This is a genomic window from Hornefia porci, assembly GCF_001940235.1.
In the GTDB taxonomy this organism is placed as follows: Bacteria; Bacillota; Clostridia; order Peptostreptococcales; family Anaerovoracaceae; genus Aminicella; species Aminicella porci.
The window spans coordinates 797,741-814,162 of sequence record NZ_MJIE01000001.1; the positions used below are offsets into that span (position 1 = coordinate 797,741).

The following is a 16,422-nucleotide window of genomic DNA, read 5'->3' on the forward strand; positions in this document are numbered from 1 at the left end:
TATCGATCCTCCGCTTGATTTTCCGTTCAGTTCTTGTTTGTTCAGACCCCATAGTTCGCCCCTAATGAACGACCCCACAGACTGTCCCTAACGACAGACCATAACGAATGACATCTGACCCTAATGCTTTCCCCCAAAAAACTTTGACAAACCCTAAAAAACTTTGATTACCCATTTTGATTGTATCATGAAAGGCCTCAGAAATGAACTTTTACAGAGATTGTTTCATACTCTCAAAAGGTGTGCTCTCCGGGACAATACCGGTGCACACAAAGCATAAAGATATGACCGTTTAATATTCATCCCCGTACTCCACTGGTCTTATTATGTATTCAATCTTGCGTTTTGTGTGATTCATTCTTTTTATCGTTAATTTCACCAAGCAGTCTATTCGTCTCCTTTTGATATTCAAAATGCTTTTTTACTACCTTAACTAAAATTACTATTATCGCAACAACAACTAAAACAGGAATAAGTGCTAACAACAGAGAAATAATAATATTCATGAAGATCACCCACCTTTCAAATATTTTGCTTATATTTTAGACCATGTGTGCTCTACTTTTATTCTATGATTATCCGAATCCTTCTTTATGTATTTGATTTTTGTGCGTTCATAAATTGTGTAATAATAGTATACATTATTTCCTTCATATCCGACAGTCTGTTTTAGGTTCCATCTAGTTTTGATATGAGCATCCTCTCCTTCTGATTTAGCCCATTTATCTTCTATGCTATCCTTATTCCCCGTAACTTCAACGGTAACTCCAACAAATGTTGACACCCAACTATCCCCTTATCTCTCCTGAATTCCACTACTGCTGACATAATAATGGTTTTCCGTACAAAACACACCGTAGCCTGCACCCACGTATCTTTTGTATTTAGCTGTAAAATATCTGGCTTTTTTGCTTCCGTCTTTATTATAATATTTCCACTTCCGCTCTCCATTTGTAGCTGCATAAACACTCGGGCAGACCGTTTCCTTTATTATTGAAACTTGTTTCTGAATTGGTGTTTGTTCTTCTTGGTCTGTGATTGTTAATTCTGCTTTAGACAGACCATCAACATCAATATAATATATTTCTGTACTCTTGTCACAGACAGAATCATACATAACCTTATCAGGTTCACTGTTATTTACTTCCGTACTTACAGTTTCATCAACAAATTCGATATATTCTTTCATTACCTCAGGTTCAACCTCGGATAATATTTCTTTAGCTTCCGCCTTGCTTACATCATCATTTTCATTAGCAGTCTCAATTTCTTGTTTCAATTCTTCCATAGATGTAATTTCGTACTCATTATTAAACTGATTATTATATTTTTCTTCCGTATAATCTTGTTCTTCAAAAGCAAACGATGATGTTGGAACAAAGATAACTATCATTGTTATGGCTACTATTGACGCTAAATCTTAGTTTTCATCATTATCTCCTTCCTAATTGCTGGCTACGACCCCATAGCTTTGTGTTTTATATGTAACACTGAAACATTAGTTTTCACGTAATAGGTCGACTCCGAGTGTGTTCAGCACACGATGAGTCTTCTTCTGGATAGCTGAAACGCGGTACCCTTCGGCATCGCCGGCATCGACTTTGTAGATGTTCTTTACCAGCTTCAGGACATCCTCGGCTGAATAGCGTTCGTCAAGCCCGGTGCTTCTGAGTGCATTGAGCAAGCCATAATAATACAACAGGCTTATATGGTTCAGGAACGCCCAGCCACGGAAGTAATCATCTGTGCGTGCATGAGATGCAGAACAGATGACGCTGTTCTTCAGGTAATCGAAGCACTGCTCAATATCCCAGCGCTGCTTGTACGCAAGATATATCTCCTGCGGCTCCACGTCGAGATTGCTGCAGAATGAGAAGTATCCCATACGGATCTGCTTGAGGACATCTTTTGGCTTACGGTCTTCTTCGCCGTAGTCATTCTCAGCCTTGACCACATAGCGTTCGACAAGCTCTGCCTTGCGTATGTCGTCACGGAACGTGTATATGAAGTTGCCCTTGTTACCGCTGGATTTCTTTCGGTACCAGACAGGCCTGTGGTTGTAGGAAAACACATCATCGAATTTGTTGTCGTCTTTGTCTTCATAGAAGGAATTTTCAACATTCACGGTGTTGTCCTGCAGAGGCAGGATATATTTCATCCCAGCCTCCATCAGCACAGAAAGGTTCCTCTTTGAGTAGAAACCCTTATCTGCAATGATGATGCAGTCCCTGCACCCGGACGCCTTTACCGTATCGATGAATGCCGTCTTGTCAACTATCGATCCCTGAAGAATGCGGTAGAAGACCGGCATGTGAGTATCCTTCTCAAAGACATACAGCATGCGAGCCTGAGTGTTCCGGCTGTGATCAGGATTGTATCCTTTGACCGCCAGCGAGTCCTGCGACCTTGAGAAGATCGAAGTGCCGTCAAACAGCAGAGTCGTGCTCGGCATGACACGGGACCTCATGAATGCATCGATGGTATCCTGCATGGTGCCAAGCTTAGAAACGAATCTGCGCACGGATGTCTCAGATGCTGCGATGTCCCCGCAAATGTCACTCATATATGAGTCAAGGAAAACCGGCTGGATCATCTTTGCAGACGAGACCCTGTCCACGAGTCTGATCAGTGAGATCGTTCTTATCTCCCGGAACATGTTCGGGAAGAATGTCTTGATCTGATCACTGAGATCAGGAGAGAGCTGCTGCATCAACTCATATGCGCCATAGTTCTTTACTACTGGTGCCACATCAGGGGCGATGTGCATCTTTGCCATCAGCCTCAGTCCGTTGGCATTAGGGATGAACCCGTCAGCCTCGGTGATCTTGCCAATACTTTTGCCAGTTACCTTCTTCGGACGGTTCTTTTCGGGATCCCATTTGGATGAGATCTGGTAGACATAATATTTGTCGTCACCGAATCGGCGGATCTCCACCGCTCCGAATTGTGCAGGCTTTTTCTCCTTGATCGATTGCGGAATGCTCATTTTGGTACCTCGCATATATACGTTAATTACGTAATAAGCGTACCAGATATGTAGTGCTAAATCAAGGGTTTCGAATACAAAATATTGCGCAAAGCCAGTATTTCAGGCACTATAGGGCTATGCATTGATCTGGAAGCCTTATTATGTACGTAATTTAGCAGGATTCATATATACGTTAAATTTGAGGTTTCAGTGATGTAATTTGATTGTAACGCAATACCCCCCGTTAGTCAATCCTAACCATTATGTCCCAGGACTCCGACATTTTGCCCCCTACTCTGACACTTTGCCTCATTTCAATTGCCAGATATTTCTTCAAAAACAGTGAAAATCCACTCCGGATTTACCATCCAGAGTGGGCCCTGAAACGCTGAAACCCTTTGGTATCAAGGGCTTCAACTAAAAACGACACATTGTATCAATGCGTCGTCTTAATATGGTGGAGATAAGGGGGACGCGCTTCGTCATCTATAACCGTTGAATTTACTGAAATACGTTAAAAAGCATGGTAAAAGTGTGGCATAGTTTTTTATGTATGCTGTGTCACCTGTTCACTCCGCCTTTAGCCAATGTTTTTTGGCATGTCTTAAACTTTATTTTATATAAAGTCAATTTCCTATTGACATTTATATAAAGTCGTGGTATTATATAGGTACAGTAAAGAACGGAACCGAAAGGAGATAAAAAATGAAACTGTGGAAAGTAAGAGTGAACAATTTGGGGTGGAACAGCGCAAGAACATTTTTCGCCGCAAGCCGCAAGGCCTGTGAGGAGATTGCAAACAAATTCCCCGCAAGTGATGATGTGGAATATGCCGGCAACTTCTCAGAGGCTAACGCGAAAGAGTTGTTGAACGAGACAAAGGCAGAATTTGATGCCATGTCTTGCGGTTGGTAGTGAGCGATTCGATTTTATACCCCGCCCCGGAGGTTACGAGGGCACATTTCGCAAATTTATTTTTATATAAAGTCAATTTTCTATTGACATTTATATAAATGTATGATAATATATAGATACAGTAAAGAACACGAGCCGATAGGAGGTAAATTATGAAGGCTGAAAGAACAACAAGAATGTATAAGAAACTCGGACACTCGGAGGACCACACAAATGTTAACAAGCAGGTGAAAGCTGTTATCATAAATTTTGGTGATGATAGGGGTGACATCATCGTAAATAACGACAACTTCGGAACTCGCCGCAAATATGCTGATTTCACCGAGGGGAAAAAAGCGGCCGGACTGCATCCGTCACAGATCGTTTTCGCTGGTATTGATTCCGCAAAAGCGATGCACGATAGATACATCGGGGCGGACAATGAAGAGCATTATTTTTAGAAAGAGGAGGAATCTTGAAAATAATAAGACATAAAAACGTGAAGCTCAGCGTTGATGAGATCACGGAGATCGTAAACGGCAAGCCTGTTCCCACGGGCTTGTCCATGGATATCGGGGAGGATCACATTGTGATCCAGCCGGAATGTGAAATTAATTTATTCGGGGAATATGGCCCCGATACTGACTACGAACTTATTTATTACCGTGAGGAGGATGAAAGATGAAAAAAATAATTGATAACCGGCGATATGACACTGACACAGCCAAAGAGATCGGCTGTGACGGATACAGCAACAGAAGCGATTTCGGTTTCTGGCAGGAGACGCTTTACCAGAAGAGGACAGGGGAATTTTTCCTCCACGGTGAGGGCGGCCCGTCATCAAAGTATGCCAAGACCGTCGGTCAGAACGAATGGACCGGCGGCGAAAAAATTATTCCACTTAGCTTTGAAAATGCCCGTGATTGGGCGGAAAAGCATCTGGAAGCCGATGAATATGAGGCCGTGTTCGGCCCCGTCGAAGAAGATGACTCTAAGAGACTGATCTCTCTGAGTCTCTCTAATATGGCAGTCGAGACTCTGAAGCGTCTCGCTGCAGAGTCAGGTAAATCTCAGTCCGAAATTGTGACTGAGATGATCCTCAAGTGATATCAAAAAAATCCCGGAAGGTTGGCCCTCCGGGATTTTCCTATGCGTTATTTTTTTTGATCAAGATCACGCCTCTATAAACTTTATTTCCACACTTTCTTTTGATCTCCTGTGTGGCCGTCACCGCGCTGATCTTCCCGGAGCTGATCCGCCTTATGCGTGCTCCGTCCCATACGAGGCACACCGTGTGGATCGGATCGCCTTCCTCAAAGATCACAAGCCATCCTTTCCGCAGCCAGTCCCCCAGCTGCTCCGCGGTCGTTGTCCGACGGAATTTCACGATTTCCGGCCCGATCACTTTTTTCAGCGCTCTGGCAATCTCCACGATCGGAAATTTGCTTTTGCACTTCAAGTTTTTCTTCGCGTACTTTAAGCACTTCCCCATCGTCCATTTTTCCCCGCACCAGCGGAGCGCGATATACATGCCGACCAGCGAGCATCCGTGATCGCGGATAAAGGCTGTCTTAAATCGCTGCTGTTTCGGAATTGGAATCCGCCGGCCGTTTCCGCAGATGATTTCACATGGATATTTGTAGTTATCCGTCTTTCTTATCTTTCCAATACTTGTCATTTTCTTTGCTCCACAAAAAGATTTTTCATGTAAAAGGATTTAATTGCTTTCAGCTTCTCAATCTCTCTTTCCTCCGCCTCGATCGCTTCTTGTACTTTTCTCTGCATTTCGACGATTTTGCGCTGCTCTTCGACGCTTTCGTGATACTCGATTTCAAAATTGTTTAACGTGTCTATCTGTAAATTTATCGTGGTCAGATACTTGTGCACGAATTTTGGCAGCCCTCTTTCTATGACCAAAAATAAGTATTCCGGAAGAATTTCTTTTTTTGATGTGATCACTGCGTATCGTGTACTTACTTCTCCCTCAGAAGAATGAAAGCTGGCCGCTCCTTTGGTTCCCGACAATTCGATCAGCGTCTCCCTTCCGGGGTAGCGCTTCCCTTTCTTGGCTCTCTCTATCGTTGCCACCTGCAGCAGTGTTGCTTCTTTTATTCTTTTCATTTATGTACTCCTTGTACAACGCATTTGCCTTATCGACAATCTCCTGTGCCTCCGGCGTCGTTCCAACTAACTGCGCGGCCATCGCGATCAATTCCCTCTCGGTTTTGTCGATCTCCATGTTGATCGCCTTCAGCTCTGCCAGCGTCTCCAGGAGATCGGGCACGGGCTCCGGCTCAAATGTGTCCACGTAGCGCGGAATGTTCAGATTGTATCCATTTCCCCGGATTTCCTCCAGTGTCGTCACATGCGACAGTTTGTCGATATCTCTCCGGATGCTGACCGCACTGCATACGCGGTTGATCTGCTCCAGCGTCATGATGTTCACCCTGCCTTCTTTGACGTATTCTTTCGATGCGTCAACCATCAGGATGTCATCGCGCTTCCTGCCTTTCTTCAGGATCATCAGCAACACTGGAATGCCCGTGTTCATGAACAAATTGTCCGGAAGTCCGATGATCGCATCAATTAAGTTTGCGTCAATCAGATTTTTTCGTATCGCTTCTTCCTTCTTTCCTCTGAAAAGTACTCCGTGTGGAAGAATTTCCACCAGCGTTCCGCCATCGTCAAGTCTCGACAGCGCATCTTGCACGAAAAGAAAGTCGCTGAATCCAGACGGCGTGAGCCCATAAGAAAACCGCGGATCATCCGCTACCTTGTCTACGTCTTGAAATTTCAGTGAGTATGGCGGGTTGCTCACGATCCGCTTCCACTTACGCGGTGCGCCCTTCGGCTTCAGCACCGGCCGGGTAAATTCTCCGCATGACTGCATCTCGTAAACTTTTTCATCCCCCCCCCGGTCAGCACATCCCGAAGCGCCACTTCGCCGCGATATCCTCGGATCCCAAAATTTAAAAGCAGCACCGGAAGCGCCCTCGTGCTGACCTCTTCGGCTCTGTGGAATCCCCCTGTGCTGCATGCAATTGAAAGCGCGCCTGTTCCGGCGCAGACATCCAACACGTCTTTGCCGTCTCCGGACAGCCGGCGCACCAACTCACATACACAATCGGGAGTGTAATCCTGCTTCAGTTTCCCGCGATCGCCATGCTCCGCCTGGAAGTAGTCCCGCATAACATCTTTTGAAAGATCAAGGTCCCGTGTTAAAAGTTCTTCGTAAAAGTCGATCACGTTTTCTCCGGTCAGAATTTCCATCAACTTCTCCGGCATTTCATACGACTCTTTTATCCCGATAAGATCATTAAAATCCTCATTGGTCATTTTTTCTTCCCTGTAAACTCCACTCCGATATAGGCGCAGATCGCTTTGGCCAGCGCTTTTCCGTATGCTTCGTGCTGCGTCAGCTTCTTCAGATCGGCCTTGATCGCTCCGGTCTCAAAGATCACTGCCGGCATGTCCGTCGCGGTGAGCTCGTACAGATCGGGCCGTCGGCCGGCACCCTTATACTTCATTTTCATCGCCTTCGCCACGGCTTTTCCGACTTTTTTCGCAAAGGCTTTTCCTGCTCCGGAGATGTACAGCGGATACACGCCCGGACCGGCCAGCCGATAGTCGCAGTGTACGGACATATACAGTTTTGCCCTCTGGCGATTCGCCCACTTGACGCAGCTGATCATGTTTCTGTTGTTATTTTTGTCCGCATCGGTGAGGACGCGGACTCCGGAGCCCCGCAGGTAAGCCACGGCCGATTTAGTGATTTTGAGCATCTGGCCTGCTTCTGTGTACTTTCCATAGGTGCAACCAGGATCCCATGATCCGTCGATGCTTTTTCCGTGTCCGCACATCAGCGCCAGCACATCTTTCTTTTTATTCCACGCCATTTCACTTCGCCTCCTCTTCTGTCTCTTCTTCCGGGACATCCTCATCTTCGCCTTCTGCTTCTTCTGTGGTCAGCTCGCTGGGGCCCGTCGCTTCCGGAAGTCCCGCCACAGAGGTCAGCAGTGAAAGAAGTCCTGCCAGCACCGCTGCGGAGACCACCATCTTCCAATCCACGGAGGACAGCACCGCCGCACTTCCGATCGTGGCGATTGCCGTCTGCGCCATCGTCTTCACGGCCCTTACTCCGGCCGCCTTCATCCAAATTCTGTTAATCATCATCCTGCCTCCTTTTTTGATTCCTGGTTTGTGAGCATCTCAATTCCGCGCTGGATCACTTTCGGGATCGGGATCCCCATAAGTCCCGCGTTTTCGATGATGCTTAGCGTTTCATTGGTTATAAATGCGATCACTGTCGCGTCCCGTATAAAGTGCGTGTGTGCTTCAAAGTCCAGCCGACAGGCCACGATCACGATCATCATGATCACGCCTTTTCGGCACAAGCCTTTAAAACCCGCCCTCGACTCCAGCTTCCCGGTCCGCGATTTTTTTGACTTATGAAAAACACCGGCCACGATCAGACCGGTGATATAATCGATTGCCATGAAAATCACGAGAGTAGTCATGGAGTCACTCCAGCCGCCGAAAAATTCAGCGACTATCCCGCCTGCAATTCCGCAGCAGACGGCAAATGTTTTATCTCCCATGTCTTCCTCCTATGCGATTCGCTGCCATACATATACAGCCAGATATGGAGGCATGTTGTTGTGGTACCCCGTTCCTCCTGCTCCTTCAGTAGTCCCTTTGTGTGTATGTTCTCCACCAGAGCCTGTATTCGTTACTGTTTTTATGCCATAATTCGAATCAATATATCCAAATTTACGACCGCTGCCAGATAAATTGCCAGCCGTATCACCAGTCCAATCTCCGCCGGAATTGCCCAGAACATGGCCCAGGCTGTGTGTATGGGCTCCTTCTTTATCCGTGGTAAATGTGTGCTTATGATCGGGAAGTTCTTCAGTGGTGAGTTGATGCTTCGCTTCACCGTCCATGCTCCCAGCAGAGTACGTTTTGCCAGCTGCAAGCAAAAACCTATCTTGTATTCTCTCCCATTTTCCACCGAAGAGCGTTTCAGGCGATACGTTATTCGTAGACATGTAGATTGAGCCAATCGGATAGACCTTCTCCAAGATGTTAACACCTCCGCTGTAGACGCCCCCTTCTGCGTATATTTCGCCTTTCCTTGTTACTCGGAAAGCGTTTTTATAATTTCCGCCGAGAGAACCGTTCCCAACTTCAAAAAGATCTTCTTCTAAGTTCTCGTTAAACGCTCCAATGACGTGCTGATAGTCGTATTGTGCTTTAGTTCCCCAGCCTTCAGCATGCGAGCACATTCCAGTGGCTTTAGTCCACCAACCTTCAGCATGGGACTCACTCCCGCTTGCAACGCATTCAATTCCATTCACAAAAGACATTCCGCCTTCTTTTGATTGTTCTCCTCTCGTTCCAAAAGTCATCGATTTTAAAAAGCGGCTATTTGCTGTAAAAGTAATGACGATGGTGGCACCGTCTGCCGGCGGAGAGTCAAAGACGACATGAGAGCTATCAACGGTTACAGAATCGGTTGGATATGCATCCCCATCAATTATTATGCCTTCAATTTCGACGATATACCAGTTTGTGGAGAATTCAACAGTTTTGCCATCTCCATAATGCGTACTCTCCAGTACTGCAACCCCTGCTTTGTCTCGCAAGTCTTTCACTTCAAAAAATGGGGTCTTCTCCTTGTCTATCAGTGAAAGTGATCGATAGTCCATCTCCTGATGTGCCTCGTCCGTCGCCCCGATGGTAGCGATAGAGTCCCCATCTTCGTCGACCCCAAAAAAAGCCATTTCCTTGCCATCCGAATTCTCGACACTTAGCCCGTGAGCGTTAACCGTCGTTTGATAGCCGTCAGTCATGCCTTTTACGTGTGCGCCGCCATCGTCATGCCAAAAGTGGTTTTGTTGTTTGCCCACCACGTCCGCCGCGGCCTTGGCTGTGGATGCGGCACTGTCCGCCGTGGCCTTGGCTGTGTTGGCGGCAGTGTCGTCAGTCGGCGGTGCGGAGTCATTGCCCGTAATCCACGCTTTTCCGCCCGATATCCTCACGCGTACCGTGTCGCCTGCCGCGCAGTCGATGGATTTTGACACGGGTGTCTCGTCTACCCCGCCCGGGATGTGTACCCATGCGGTCGATCCGTCTACGCGCACTACTGTGGCGGTAGTGTCGTATGGCTTCGTGCCGCTGTCTGCTGATGCAGCGACCGCGGTTTTTACGTCTTTAAGAATTTCTTTAAGTTCTTTATCCAATTTTTACGGCCTCCTCTGCTGTTTTCCCTGCATGTCCAAGTGTTATACTTTGCGATGTTATTCTATATCGACCTTTTATGTTCTGTTTCGGGTAGTTGATTTTCACGATGTCTCCGACCCCGACGTCCGGGACAAAGCGGCGATTGTATGAGATTTTCTCCGCCGTCGCCTGCGCCTCTTCAAGTGCACGCACTGCATACTCAGAAAGAGATTCTGTGCCATAAAGTGACACATCGTCCGCCTCCTGCCACACCTCCCGGCCCCGATTTTTCACGGAAAGCGGTGACGATCCGGAGTCATCCCGCGCGACCGCCACAGTGTCGTCAATTGTGGCGCGCATCACATTCGGCGCACTGAGCCAGTCGCGGGAAACGCTCACCGAAGTTTCGATCACATCAAATGTTGACGCATCAAATATCGCTGCGACCTTCTCCGGATTCGGCTCGATGAGTATCTGTCCGGCTCCGGTCAGCCGGATGCGCCATCCCATCGCGCTGACCACTTTTTCAGCCATAGACAGCTCTGTCTCGCTGTCTTCGGCCACGATGGCCGACTGCAATGTCGGCGCGTCCTTCGCAATCTCGATCGGCGCGTATCCCTTCAGGAGATTCCGAGCGATGATGCCGCCAGACAGCCCGGCCGGTGCGTACCATCCACGCTGTAGAAGTACATCCTGCGCGGGTTTCAGTACGCTGTAAAGATCCGCGCTGTAAGTCGGTGATCCGTGATCATACTTCACTTCCGGCGCGCCAGTCAGTCCGGTGAAAAGTGCGACCCGCTCCGGTTCGGATCCGCTCTGTCTGGCATCGAGATACACACGAAGCCAGACTTCCCGGTCGGTTGGCAGCTCCGGAGCTTCCAAACTCATCGACGCCAGAAGGCCGTCGCTGCTTAAGTCAATGTCGCCGGATATGATTTCTATTTTCTCCACGTCGCGCCAGCTTTTCGGGTCGATCCGGTAGAGCTGATAGCGTGCGCTGTAGCCTTTACTCCAATCCATCTACTTCGCTCCTTCCGCTTCCTGCCACTCTTCCAGCGTCATCGCCTCGGTGCCCTCCGGATCGATACGGATGATCGACAGCGTGACCGCCAGTTTCTTGGATCGCTGCTCCCTCTTTTCCTGCACATCCACATTTCCGGAGAAACTGCTGCCATCTGATGTTCGGATATGACATATTCCTGCGTATGCCGCAAGGTCTCTGAGCTTTTCGACGTTTTCGTCGCCAGCGTCTAAGATCAGATCCGCGTCGATGCTTAAAGTCCGCCCGACCGCGGGGTTCCAGTCGCCCTGCACCGCGCCGCCGAGGTACTGCGTGCTCTCAAAGTCCTTGTCAAAGGTATTATCCAGGGAAATGTCGTACGGTATCCTCACCCGCTCGCCGGCATCGAAGTCGATGATGATCGCCGCATCGTCCAGATAGTCCGCGTCATCCGCGGTAGTGTCGTACCATGCGGGCACATCATCCGCCGTGATACATCCGGATGCCGTACGCGTCACGATCCTGTGCCCGCCTTCCGGGCCGAGTGCCGGATACGGGTCGACGTAAGACGATCCAAAGGCCGCGCCCTGATAGATCAGCTGTGGCTTGTCGATGCTCAAGCGATAGATATCGCACACATCATCATCTGCCGCGTCGGTCGGTGCGGTCGGTGTGATCGTCACCGCCAAGCGGCCGTCATCCGCTGCCACGGTCGCGCCCGGGATGCCCGCCTTGTGCGACCAGTGCACCTCAAATGCTTGCGACGCCTCCGCGGTCTGCCCGTAGTCGTCAGTCACTGTTGCGGTCAGTGTGTACTTTGCGCCATCATCCAAAGATCCCAGAAGGTCATCATATACCACGGTAAAGGTGCCTGCCCCGTGGATCATGGCAAGGTAGATCGTCTCGCCATCAAAGCCGTCGAGCGTCGATTCGTCCGGCCGCGCGCCGCGGAAGCTCTCCGCGCGCTCGATCGCCAGCGTAGTCTCGCCGGCATTTCCGGCCCCGGTCACCGTCACGGAAAGCGGCAAAGCCTCCAGCGCAGTCACCGTGTGGGACTCTGTCTTTGCGTCATCATCGTACACAGTGTATCCGTATGTCAGCGATGTCGCCGAGATCGTACACGATGCAGCGGGCGTGACTGTAATCGCGACCACTGGCGCCCATCCGGAAGTCATGCCGGATGCGGATGTCAGCCGAACAGACAGGTAGTGCGTCGTCCCATCCGCCCACTCCGGCGAGAAGATCAGTTGTTGTTCCGTGTCAGTCGCTGCGATCAATGCGGATGGCGTGACGCCGTCCGAAGAGACCGTCATCTCCCAGATTTCCGCATGCGCCTGACTGGTGCCATCTCCGGAAGCGTACGCCCATCCGGCTGTGACCGTCTGGCCGACCGTGATTGTCGTCCGGGACAGCGTCAGAGCCGGAGTCGTCGGCGCGGAAGACAGGTTGACCGTCGCCGCGTCCGTGATCTCTGACCACTCGCCGCTCGAAGTGTCTGACGTCATGAAGCGTACCCGAAAATACCAGGTCACACCTGCAGTTAACCCGATGATGTTCCACTCCGGTGCGTGCAGCTTGCTGACCGTCACGCTGGAAGGCTCCTCGTTCGACTCCCAAGCGTCCTTCGTCTGCGCCCACGAGATTACTGCGGACACCGCGCCGGAGTATGACCAATGCCACGTGACCAGCGCGCTGTCGGATCCGGTCGCGGTTGCGGCTACATCCTTCGGCACGCTCGCCGGGGCTGTGCCCCATGTGATCGCCGACGCAAGTGACGCAGAAACCGTGTAATCCGGATTTCCTGCAGCGGTCGTGCCCGCGGTGAGCGTCCCCACGATATTCTGCACGCCGAAGACGTCGCTCGATGCCAGTGCGTCGACCTTAAAAGATGTCGCGGTGTCGGACTTTGCCGATCCAAGGCAGCGCATCGGTGCGCCCGCTGGCTGGTACCAAACGATTGTCTGCGCATCCGGCACTTCGGAAGTCGTGGTCGCCGTGATGCTCACCGAGTTGTTGCTCGTGTCGGTTGATGCATCCGATATTGTCGGCGCTTTCAGCGTGCCGTAGCTGCCGCCGACTGCTACCGCGTACGGGCTGCCCGTCGTCGTGCCCTTGTCGTGCGCAGTTGTGATGCGCACAAAAAGCATCTGATCTTCTTTAAGTGTCTCCGTGGTGTTGAACTGCACCGATCGCATCGTCGGTCCGACGGTGAGTTCCGCGGAAGTCCAAGACGCCCCGGAAGGTACGGACATCCCGGCCCCTGGAGTCGCGAAGGTGTACTCCGGTGTGACGCTATCGATCGGATACAGCGCAAGGTCTTCCATGACATCGAAGTTCAGCGTGATCCGATAGCCTCCGTCGGACACTTCCACCAGCGCATCTGACACATCACATCGCGCCGGAAGCGCGTATATATGCTGGGCCTCCGAAAATGCAGATTCACCTGCCATGCCGCGAGCCCTTATTCGAAACCATCTGGAATAGGATGATCCGCTCGGATACGTCTCTTCGTTTGTCAGTGATCCGGATGCGCTCTGCCCGGCAACCTCCGCGCCCCACCGCGGCCCCTCTGCAGTCGGGCCAAATGCCGTCTGGTAGACCGTGTCCGTGAATGGGCAAAGGCTCGATGAAGATGTGTCAAGATTCCAGCTGAAGGTACCCTTATTGGAGAGTGTTTCATCCAACTCGAAGGTGATCGCCGGAGCTGATGGCGGCCGAAGCGTGATTTCTTTATACGCCCAGTTCGACCAAGTGTCATGGTCCTTCTTTTTTCCGGATCCGCTGTCCGCATTTCCACGTACTCTGAACTTCACTTTCGAAAGCTTTTTCGTTTTCCCGGCGGTTGGAAAGTAATCGGCTGCTTTGATCGCCGTTCCCGTATTCACCGTGGTTGCGGTCGCGCTCACCTTTAATGCCTTGTACTTCCCGCTGTTCAGGCTGTATGCGACCTGCTGGCCATCCTTATAGGCCTCTCCCTTTGACCACTTAAATGTGTATTTATTCTCTGATCGTGAAATTGTTAAACCGTATGGGATTTTTGACTTTGTTTTCTTTGCTTTTTTCGCCATCTACCCCTCCATCATGCTGAGCCTCTTCAGCTCTTTCGCCGCGCGTCTCGCGAATTTCTCCGGATTTTCCGTCCCGGACACGTTGAAAGTTACGTTGTATACAATCGGCTGCTTTTTTCCTCCGTCGCCGATATACTCTTTCAGTTTGTCAATCGGCACAACCGCTTCCGGCCCGGCTTCTCCGACGCCAATCACTGAAGGGCTGTCAAAAATTCCGCCCTTGGCGTACCAAGACACGTCCACGCCCGCCGGGATCGTAAAGCTGTGCTTTCCCACCTTTTTCGTCATGGTCTTCAGGCTGAAATGCGGTGTGTCAATATGTGGAAACTTGATGTGCATCCTGCGGAAAGCCGACTCGATCCGGCTAACCCCACTCTTTACGGTTTTCGCTGCGGCACTCATCTTACTGGATGCCGCTGAGTGGAAGTTTCCGAATCGATCCTTTGCTATCCTCACCATGCTACTGAGTTTGCCTCTGGTCAGGATGTCAATTGAATTGTAATACCGATTGAATATCGATTTCACACCAACCATTGCTGCAGAAGCCGCTCCTTTAATGCCTCCACCGTGGATCTTGTACGCGTTTTTCATCGCCCTGAGTGTTGATTCCGTGTTCAACTTCATTGATGAGCCTGTCGCTGCCACCGTACTCTTGATTCCGCCCCAGATCTTCCCGGTTGTCGTCTTCACGCCGCTCCATCCGGCTGATACAACTTTCTTAACTTTGTTTACACCGTTCGAAGCAGATGACTTGATGCCGCTCCAATTCGCCGAAAAGTCCTTCTTAATTCCGTTCCAAGCATCGCTGAAGCTCTTTTTCATGCCGTTCCAAGCATCGCCAATGCCTTTTATGATGCCCTTAACACCGCCAAGCTTTTGAAACAGTGCGTACAATCCGATTCCTGCAGCCACAATTGCCGCGATGATTCCGATCGCCGCCGCACCTCCCGCAAGCAGCGGAGCACCAACGGTGAAAAGCATCCCGAAACCCGCAACAATTCCTCCGATCAGCACGAGAAGCGGCCCACCAATCGCGAGGATTCCCGTGATTGCAACGGCGATCTTTGCGATAATCGGATGTTCTCCCATGAAGTCGATCCCTTTTTGCACCGCCGGCAAGATGTTTGCGCTGATCCACTTTGCCACATCTCCGAGCACCGGAATCAGCTGTGCGCCAAGTTCCTCTTTCAGGTCTCCGATGGTGTTTTTAGCCTGCTGAATCTTTCCGCCGTCTGTCTCTGCGAACTTTTTGTTCATTTCTCCGACGTTCTCCGTGATTACTTTAGAAAGCATCGCGGCTTTTTCTGATTCTGTGCCATATTTCAACACTTCGGCCTGCGCATCGCTGAAGGAAATGCCTACCCTCTTCAGCGCACCGGTATTTCCCATCATGGCCTTGCCCATCAAGTTCGCGATGTTCGTTGCGTCCTGCTGCGTTCCATTCAAGCCTTTTTGCTGTACCAAAAGATTGTCCATCGCAGGAAGAAGTTTATTCACAGTTGCCGGCGTTTTCGCGAAAGTCGCGAGCTGCTGAGCGCCGGCAAGTGTTACTTCATCTCCGACGACGCCGACCTTCTGCAACTTCGACGCATAAGCCATTGTGCTTTTCGAAGCTGCCTCGTTCGCGCCCATACGCTTGTGGTAGATTTCGGTCAGTTTTTCTTCGGCTTGCGACTGTGCTTCCGACGCTTCCACCAGTTTCTTGCCGGCGGCCACCGCTGCGACGCCCGCAATCGTCATGCCTGCGCCAACCTGCGCGACGCCCTGACCTATGCCTTTCATCTTCGCGCCTACGTCTTTGAAGCCTGCGGTTTTGACAGACACGCTGGTCTGCTTTAATTCCCGGTTGTAGTTTTTGAGAAGTTCAGTTTCTTTCTGCGTCTGCAGCTGCAAAGCCCTGAAATCTTTGTTTGTTTCATCAACCCCGCTGTCCTTCAATTTTGACAGTGCTGCCTGATGCGCTTTCAGCTCAGTGGTTGTCGCGCTGATTTTTTCTTTGAGTAGTTCTTCTTTCTGCCTCAAAAGATCGACATTCGTCGGCTGGAACTTCAGTTCCTTCTGGACGTTTCGAAGTTCTGACGACAGCGACCGCGATTCCTTTTCCGCAGTCTTCAGGGATTGCGAAAGATTCGAAGTGTCTCCCAGCAGTTTAATTGTAATTCCTTTTACATTTGCCATGCTTTATCGTCCTCCCAATCTGTCCCAATCCGCCTGTGTTGCGCGCCTCCTGTGCGGCCTCTCGCTTTCTTTTTCTGCAGCTTCCTGCCTTC

The 16,422-nt window shown here is 50.1% G+C and carries 19 protein-coding genes; 4 read left to right on the top strand and 15 right to left on the bottom strand.

Annotated features, from left to right (window positions below):
• Positions 1 to 332: 332 nt before the first annotated feature.
• The 4 genes from BHK98_RS13465 to BHK98_RS03795 form a co-directional block, all read right to left on the bottom strand.
• Entirely contained in the window at positions 333 to 506 is a 174-nt protein-coding gene (locus BHK98_RS13465; protein WP_158024452.1) for a hypothetical protein, read from the bottom strand.
• Positions 507 to 535: 29 nt separating this feature from the next.
• Complete coding sequence (locus BHK98_RS03785; RefSeq protein WP_075712255.1) at positions 536 to 784, bottom strand: hypothetical protein; 249 nt, start codon at positions 782 to 784, stop codon at positions 536 to 538.
• A 12-nt stretch (positions 785 to 796) separates the two neighbouring features.
• Positions 797 to 1,393 (bottom strand): hypothetical protein, encoded by a 597-nt coding sequence (locus BHK98_RS03790; protein WP_075712256.1) that lies wholly within the window; start codon positions 1,391 to 1,393, stop codon positions 797 to 799.
• Positions 1,394 to 1,498: 105 nt separating this feature from the next.
• Positions 1,499 to 2,986, bottom strand: a complete 1,488-nt coding sequence (locus BHK98_RS03795; RefSeq protein ID WP_075712257.1) for a transposase — start codon at positions 2,984 to 2,986, stop codon at positions 1,499 to 1,501.
• Positions 2,987 to 3,673: 687 nt separating this feature from the next.
• On the opposite strand from BHK98_RS03795, the gene BHK98_RS03800 reads away from it, so the two are divergent.
• From BHK98_RS03800 to BHK98_RS03815, 4 genes are all read left to right on the top strand, one after another.
• Positions 3,674 to 3,883: a hypothetical protein gene (locus BHK98_RS03800; RefSeq protein WP_075712258.1), complete on the top strand. Its 210-nt coding sequence runs from the start codon at positions 3,674 to 3,676 to the stop codon at positions 3,881 to 3,883.
• 152 nt (positions 3,884 to 4,035) lie between these two features.
• Entirely contained in the window at positions 4,036 to 4,323 is a 288-nt protein-coding gene (locus BHK98_RS03805; RefSeq protein ID WP_075712259.1) for a hypothetical protein, read from the top strand.
• Positions 4,324 to 4,337: 14 nt separating this feature from the next.
• The gene (locus BHK98_RS03810) at positions 4,338 to 4,547 is read left to right on the top strand and encodes a hypothetical protein (protein ID WP_075712260.1); all 210 of its coding nucleotides are present in this window, start codon (positions 4,338 to 4,340) and stop codon (positions 4,545 to 4,547) included.
• A complete protein-coding gene (locus BHK98_RS03815; protein ID WP_075712261.1) occupies positions 4,544 to 4,969 on the top strand; it encodes a ribbon-helix-helix domain-containing protein in 426 nt (141 codons plus the stop codon). Before BHK98_RS03810 ends, BHK98_RS03815 begins: the two co-directional genes overlap by 4 nt.
• A gap of 40 nt (positions 4,970 to 5,009) precedes the next feature.
• Here BHK98_RS03815 and BHK98_RS03820 read toward each other — a convergent pair whose 3' ends face one another.
• Genes BHK98_RS03820 through BHK98_RS03870 form a run of 11 tightly spaced genes read right to left on the bottom strand, consistent with a single transcriptional unit; the run spans position 5,010 to position 16,330 of the window.
• Positions 5,010 to 5,540, bottom strand: coding sequence for a hypothetical protein (locus BHK98_RS03820; RefSeq protein WP_075712262.1), 531 nt, complete (start codon positions 5,538 to 5,540; stop codon positions 5,010 to 5,012).
• The gene (locus BHK98_RS03825) at positions 5,537 to 5,887 is read right to left on the bottom strand and encodes a restriction endonuclease subunit S (RefSeq protein WP_192846833.1); all 351 of its coding nucleotides are present in this window, start codon (positions 5,885 to 5,887) and stop codon (positions 5,537 to 5,539) included. The genes BHK98_RS03820 and BHK98_RS03825 overlap by 4 nt, the downstream gene beginning before the upstream one ends.
• On the bottom strand, positions 5,847 to 6,752 hold the full coding sequence (locus BHK98_RS03830; protein WP_158024453.1) for an N-6 DNA methylase: 906 nt from the start codon (positions 6,750 to 6,752) through the stop codon (positions 5,847 to 5,849). The genes BHK98_RS03825 and BHK98_RS03830 overlap by 41 nt, the downstream gene beginning before the upstream one ends.
• Positions 6,716 to 7,198 carry a hypothetical protein gene (locus BHK98_RS13470; protein WP_075712265.1) on the bottom strand — a complete coding sequence of 161 codons (483 nt, stop codon included), beginning with the start codon at positions 7,196 to 7,198 and terminating at the stop codon, positions 6,716 to 6,718. The genes BHK98_RS03830 and BHK98_RS13470 overlap by 37 nt, the downstream gene beginning before the upstream one ends.
• Positions 7,195 to 7,758 (bottom strand): N-acetylmuramoyl-L-alanine amidase, encoded by a 564-nt coding sequence (locus BHK98_RS03840; protein ID WP_075712266.1) that lies wholly within the window; start codon positions 7,756 to 7,758, stop codon positions 7,195 to 7,197. Before BHK98_RS03840 ends, BHK98_RS13470 begins: the two co-directional genes overlap by 4 nt.
• A 1-nt stretch (position 7,759) precedes the next feature.
• Complete coding sequence (locus BHK98_RS03845) at positions 7,760 to 8,032, bottom strand: holin (protein ID WP_075712267.1); 273 nt, start codon at positions 8,030 to 8,032, stop codon at positions 7,760 to 7,762.
• On the bottom strand, positions 8,032 to 8,460 hold the full coding sequence (locus BHK98_RS03850) for a phage holin family protein (protein ID WP_075712268.1): 429 nt from the start codon (positions 8,458 to 8,460) through the stop codon (positions 8,032 to 8,034). Before BHK98_RS03850 ends, BHK98_RS03845 begins: the two co-directional genes overlap by 1 nt.
• Positions 8,461 to 8,469: 9 nt before the next feature.
• Complete coding sequence (locus BHK98_RS03855; protein WP_075712269.1) at positions 8,470 to 10,104, bottom strand: phage baseplate protein; 1,635 nt, start codon at positions 10,102 to 10,104, stop codon at positions 8,470 to 8,472.
• A complete protein-coding gene (locus BHK98_RS03860) occupies positions 10,097 to 11,104 on the bottom strand; it encodes a hypothetical protein (protein ID WP_075712270.1) in 1,008 nt (335 codons plus the stop codon). The genes BHK98_RS03855 and BHK98_RS03860 overlap by 8 nt, the downstream gene beginning before the upstream one ends.
• Positions 11,105 to 14,152, bottom strand: coding sequence for a phage tail protein (locus BHK98_RS03865; RefSeq protein ID WP_075712271.1), 3,048 nt, complete (start codon positions 14,150 to 14,152; stop codon positions 11,105 to 11,107).
• Entirely contained in the window at positions 14,153 to 16,330 is a 2,178-nt protein-coding gene (locus BHK98_RS03870; RefSeq protein WP_075712272.1) for a hypothetical protein, read from the bottom strand.
• Between the last annotated feature and the right edge of the window lie 92 nt (positions 16,331 to 16,422).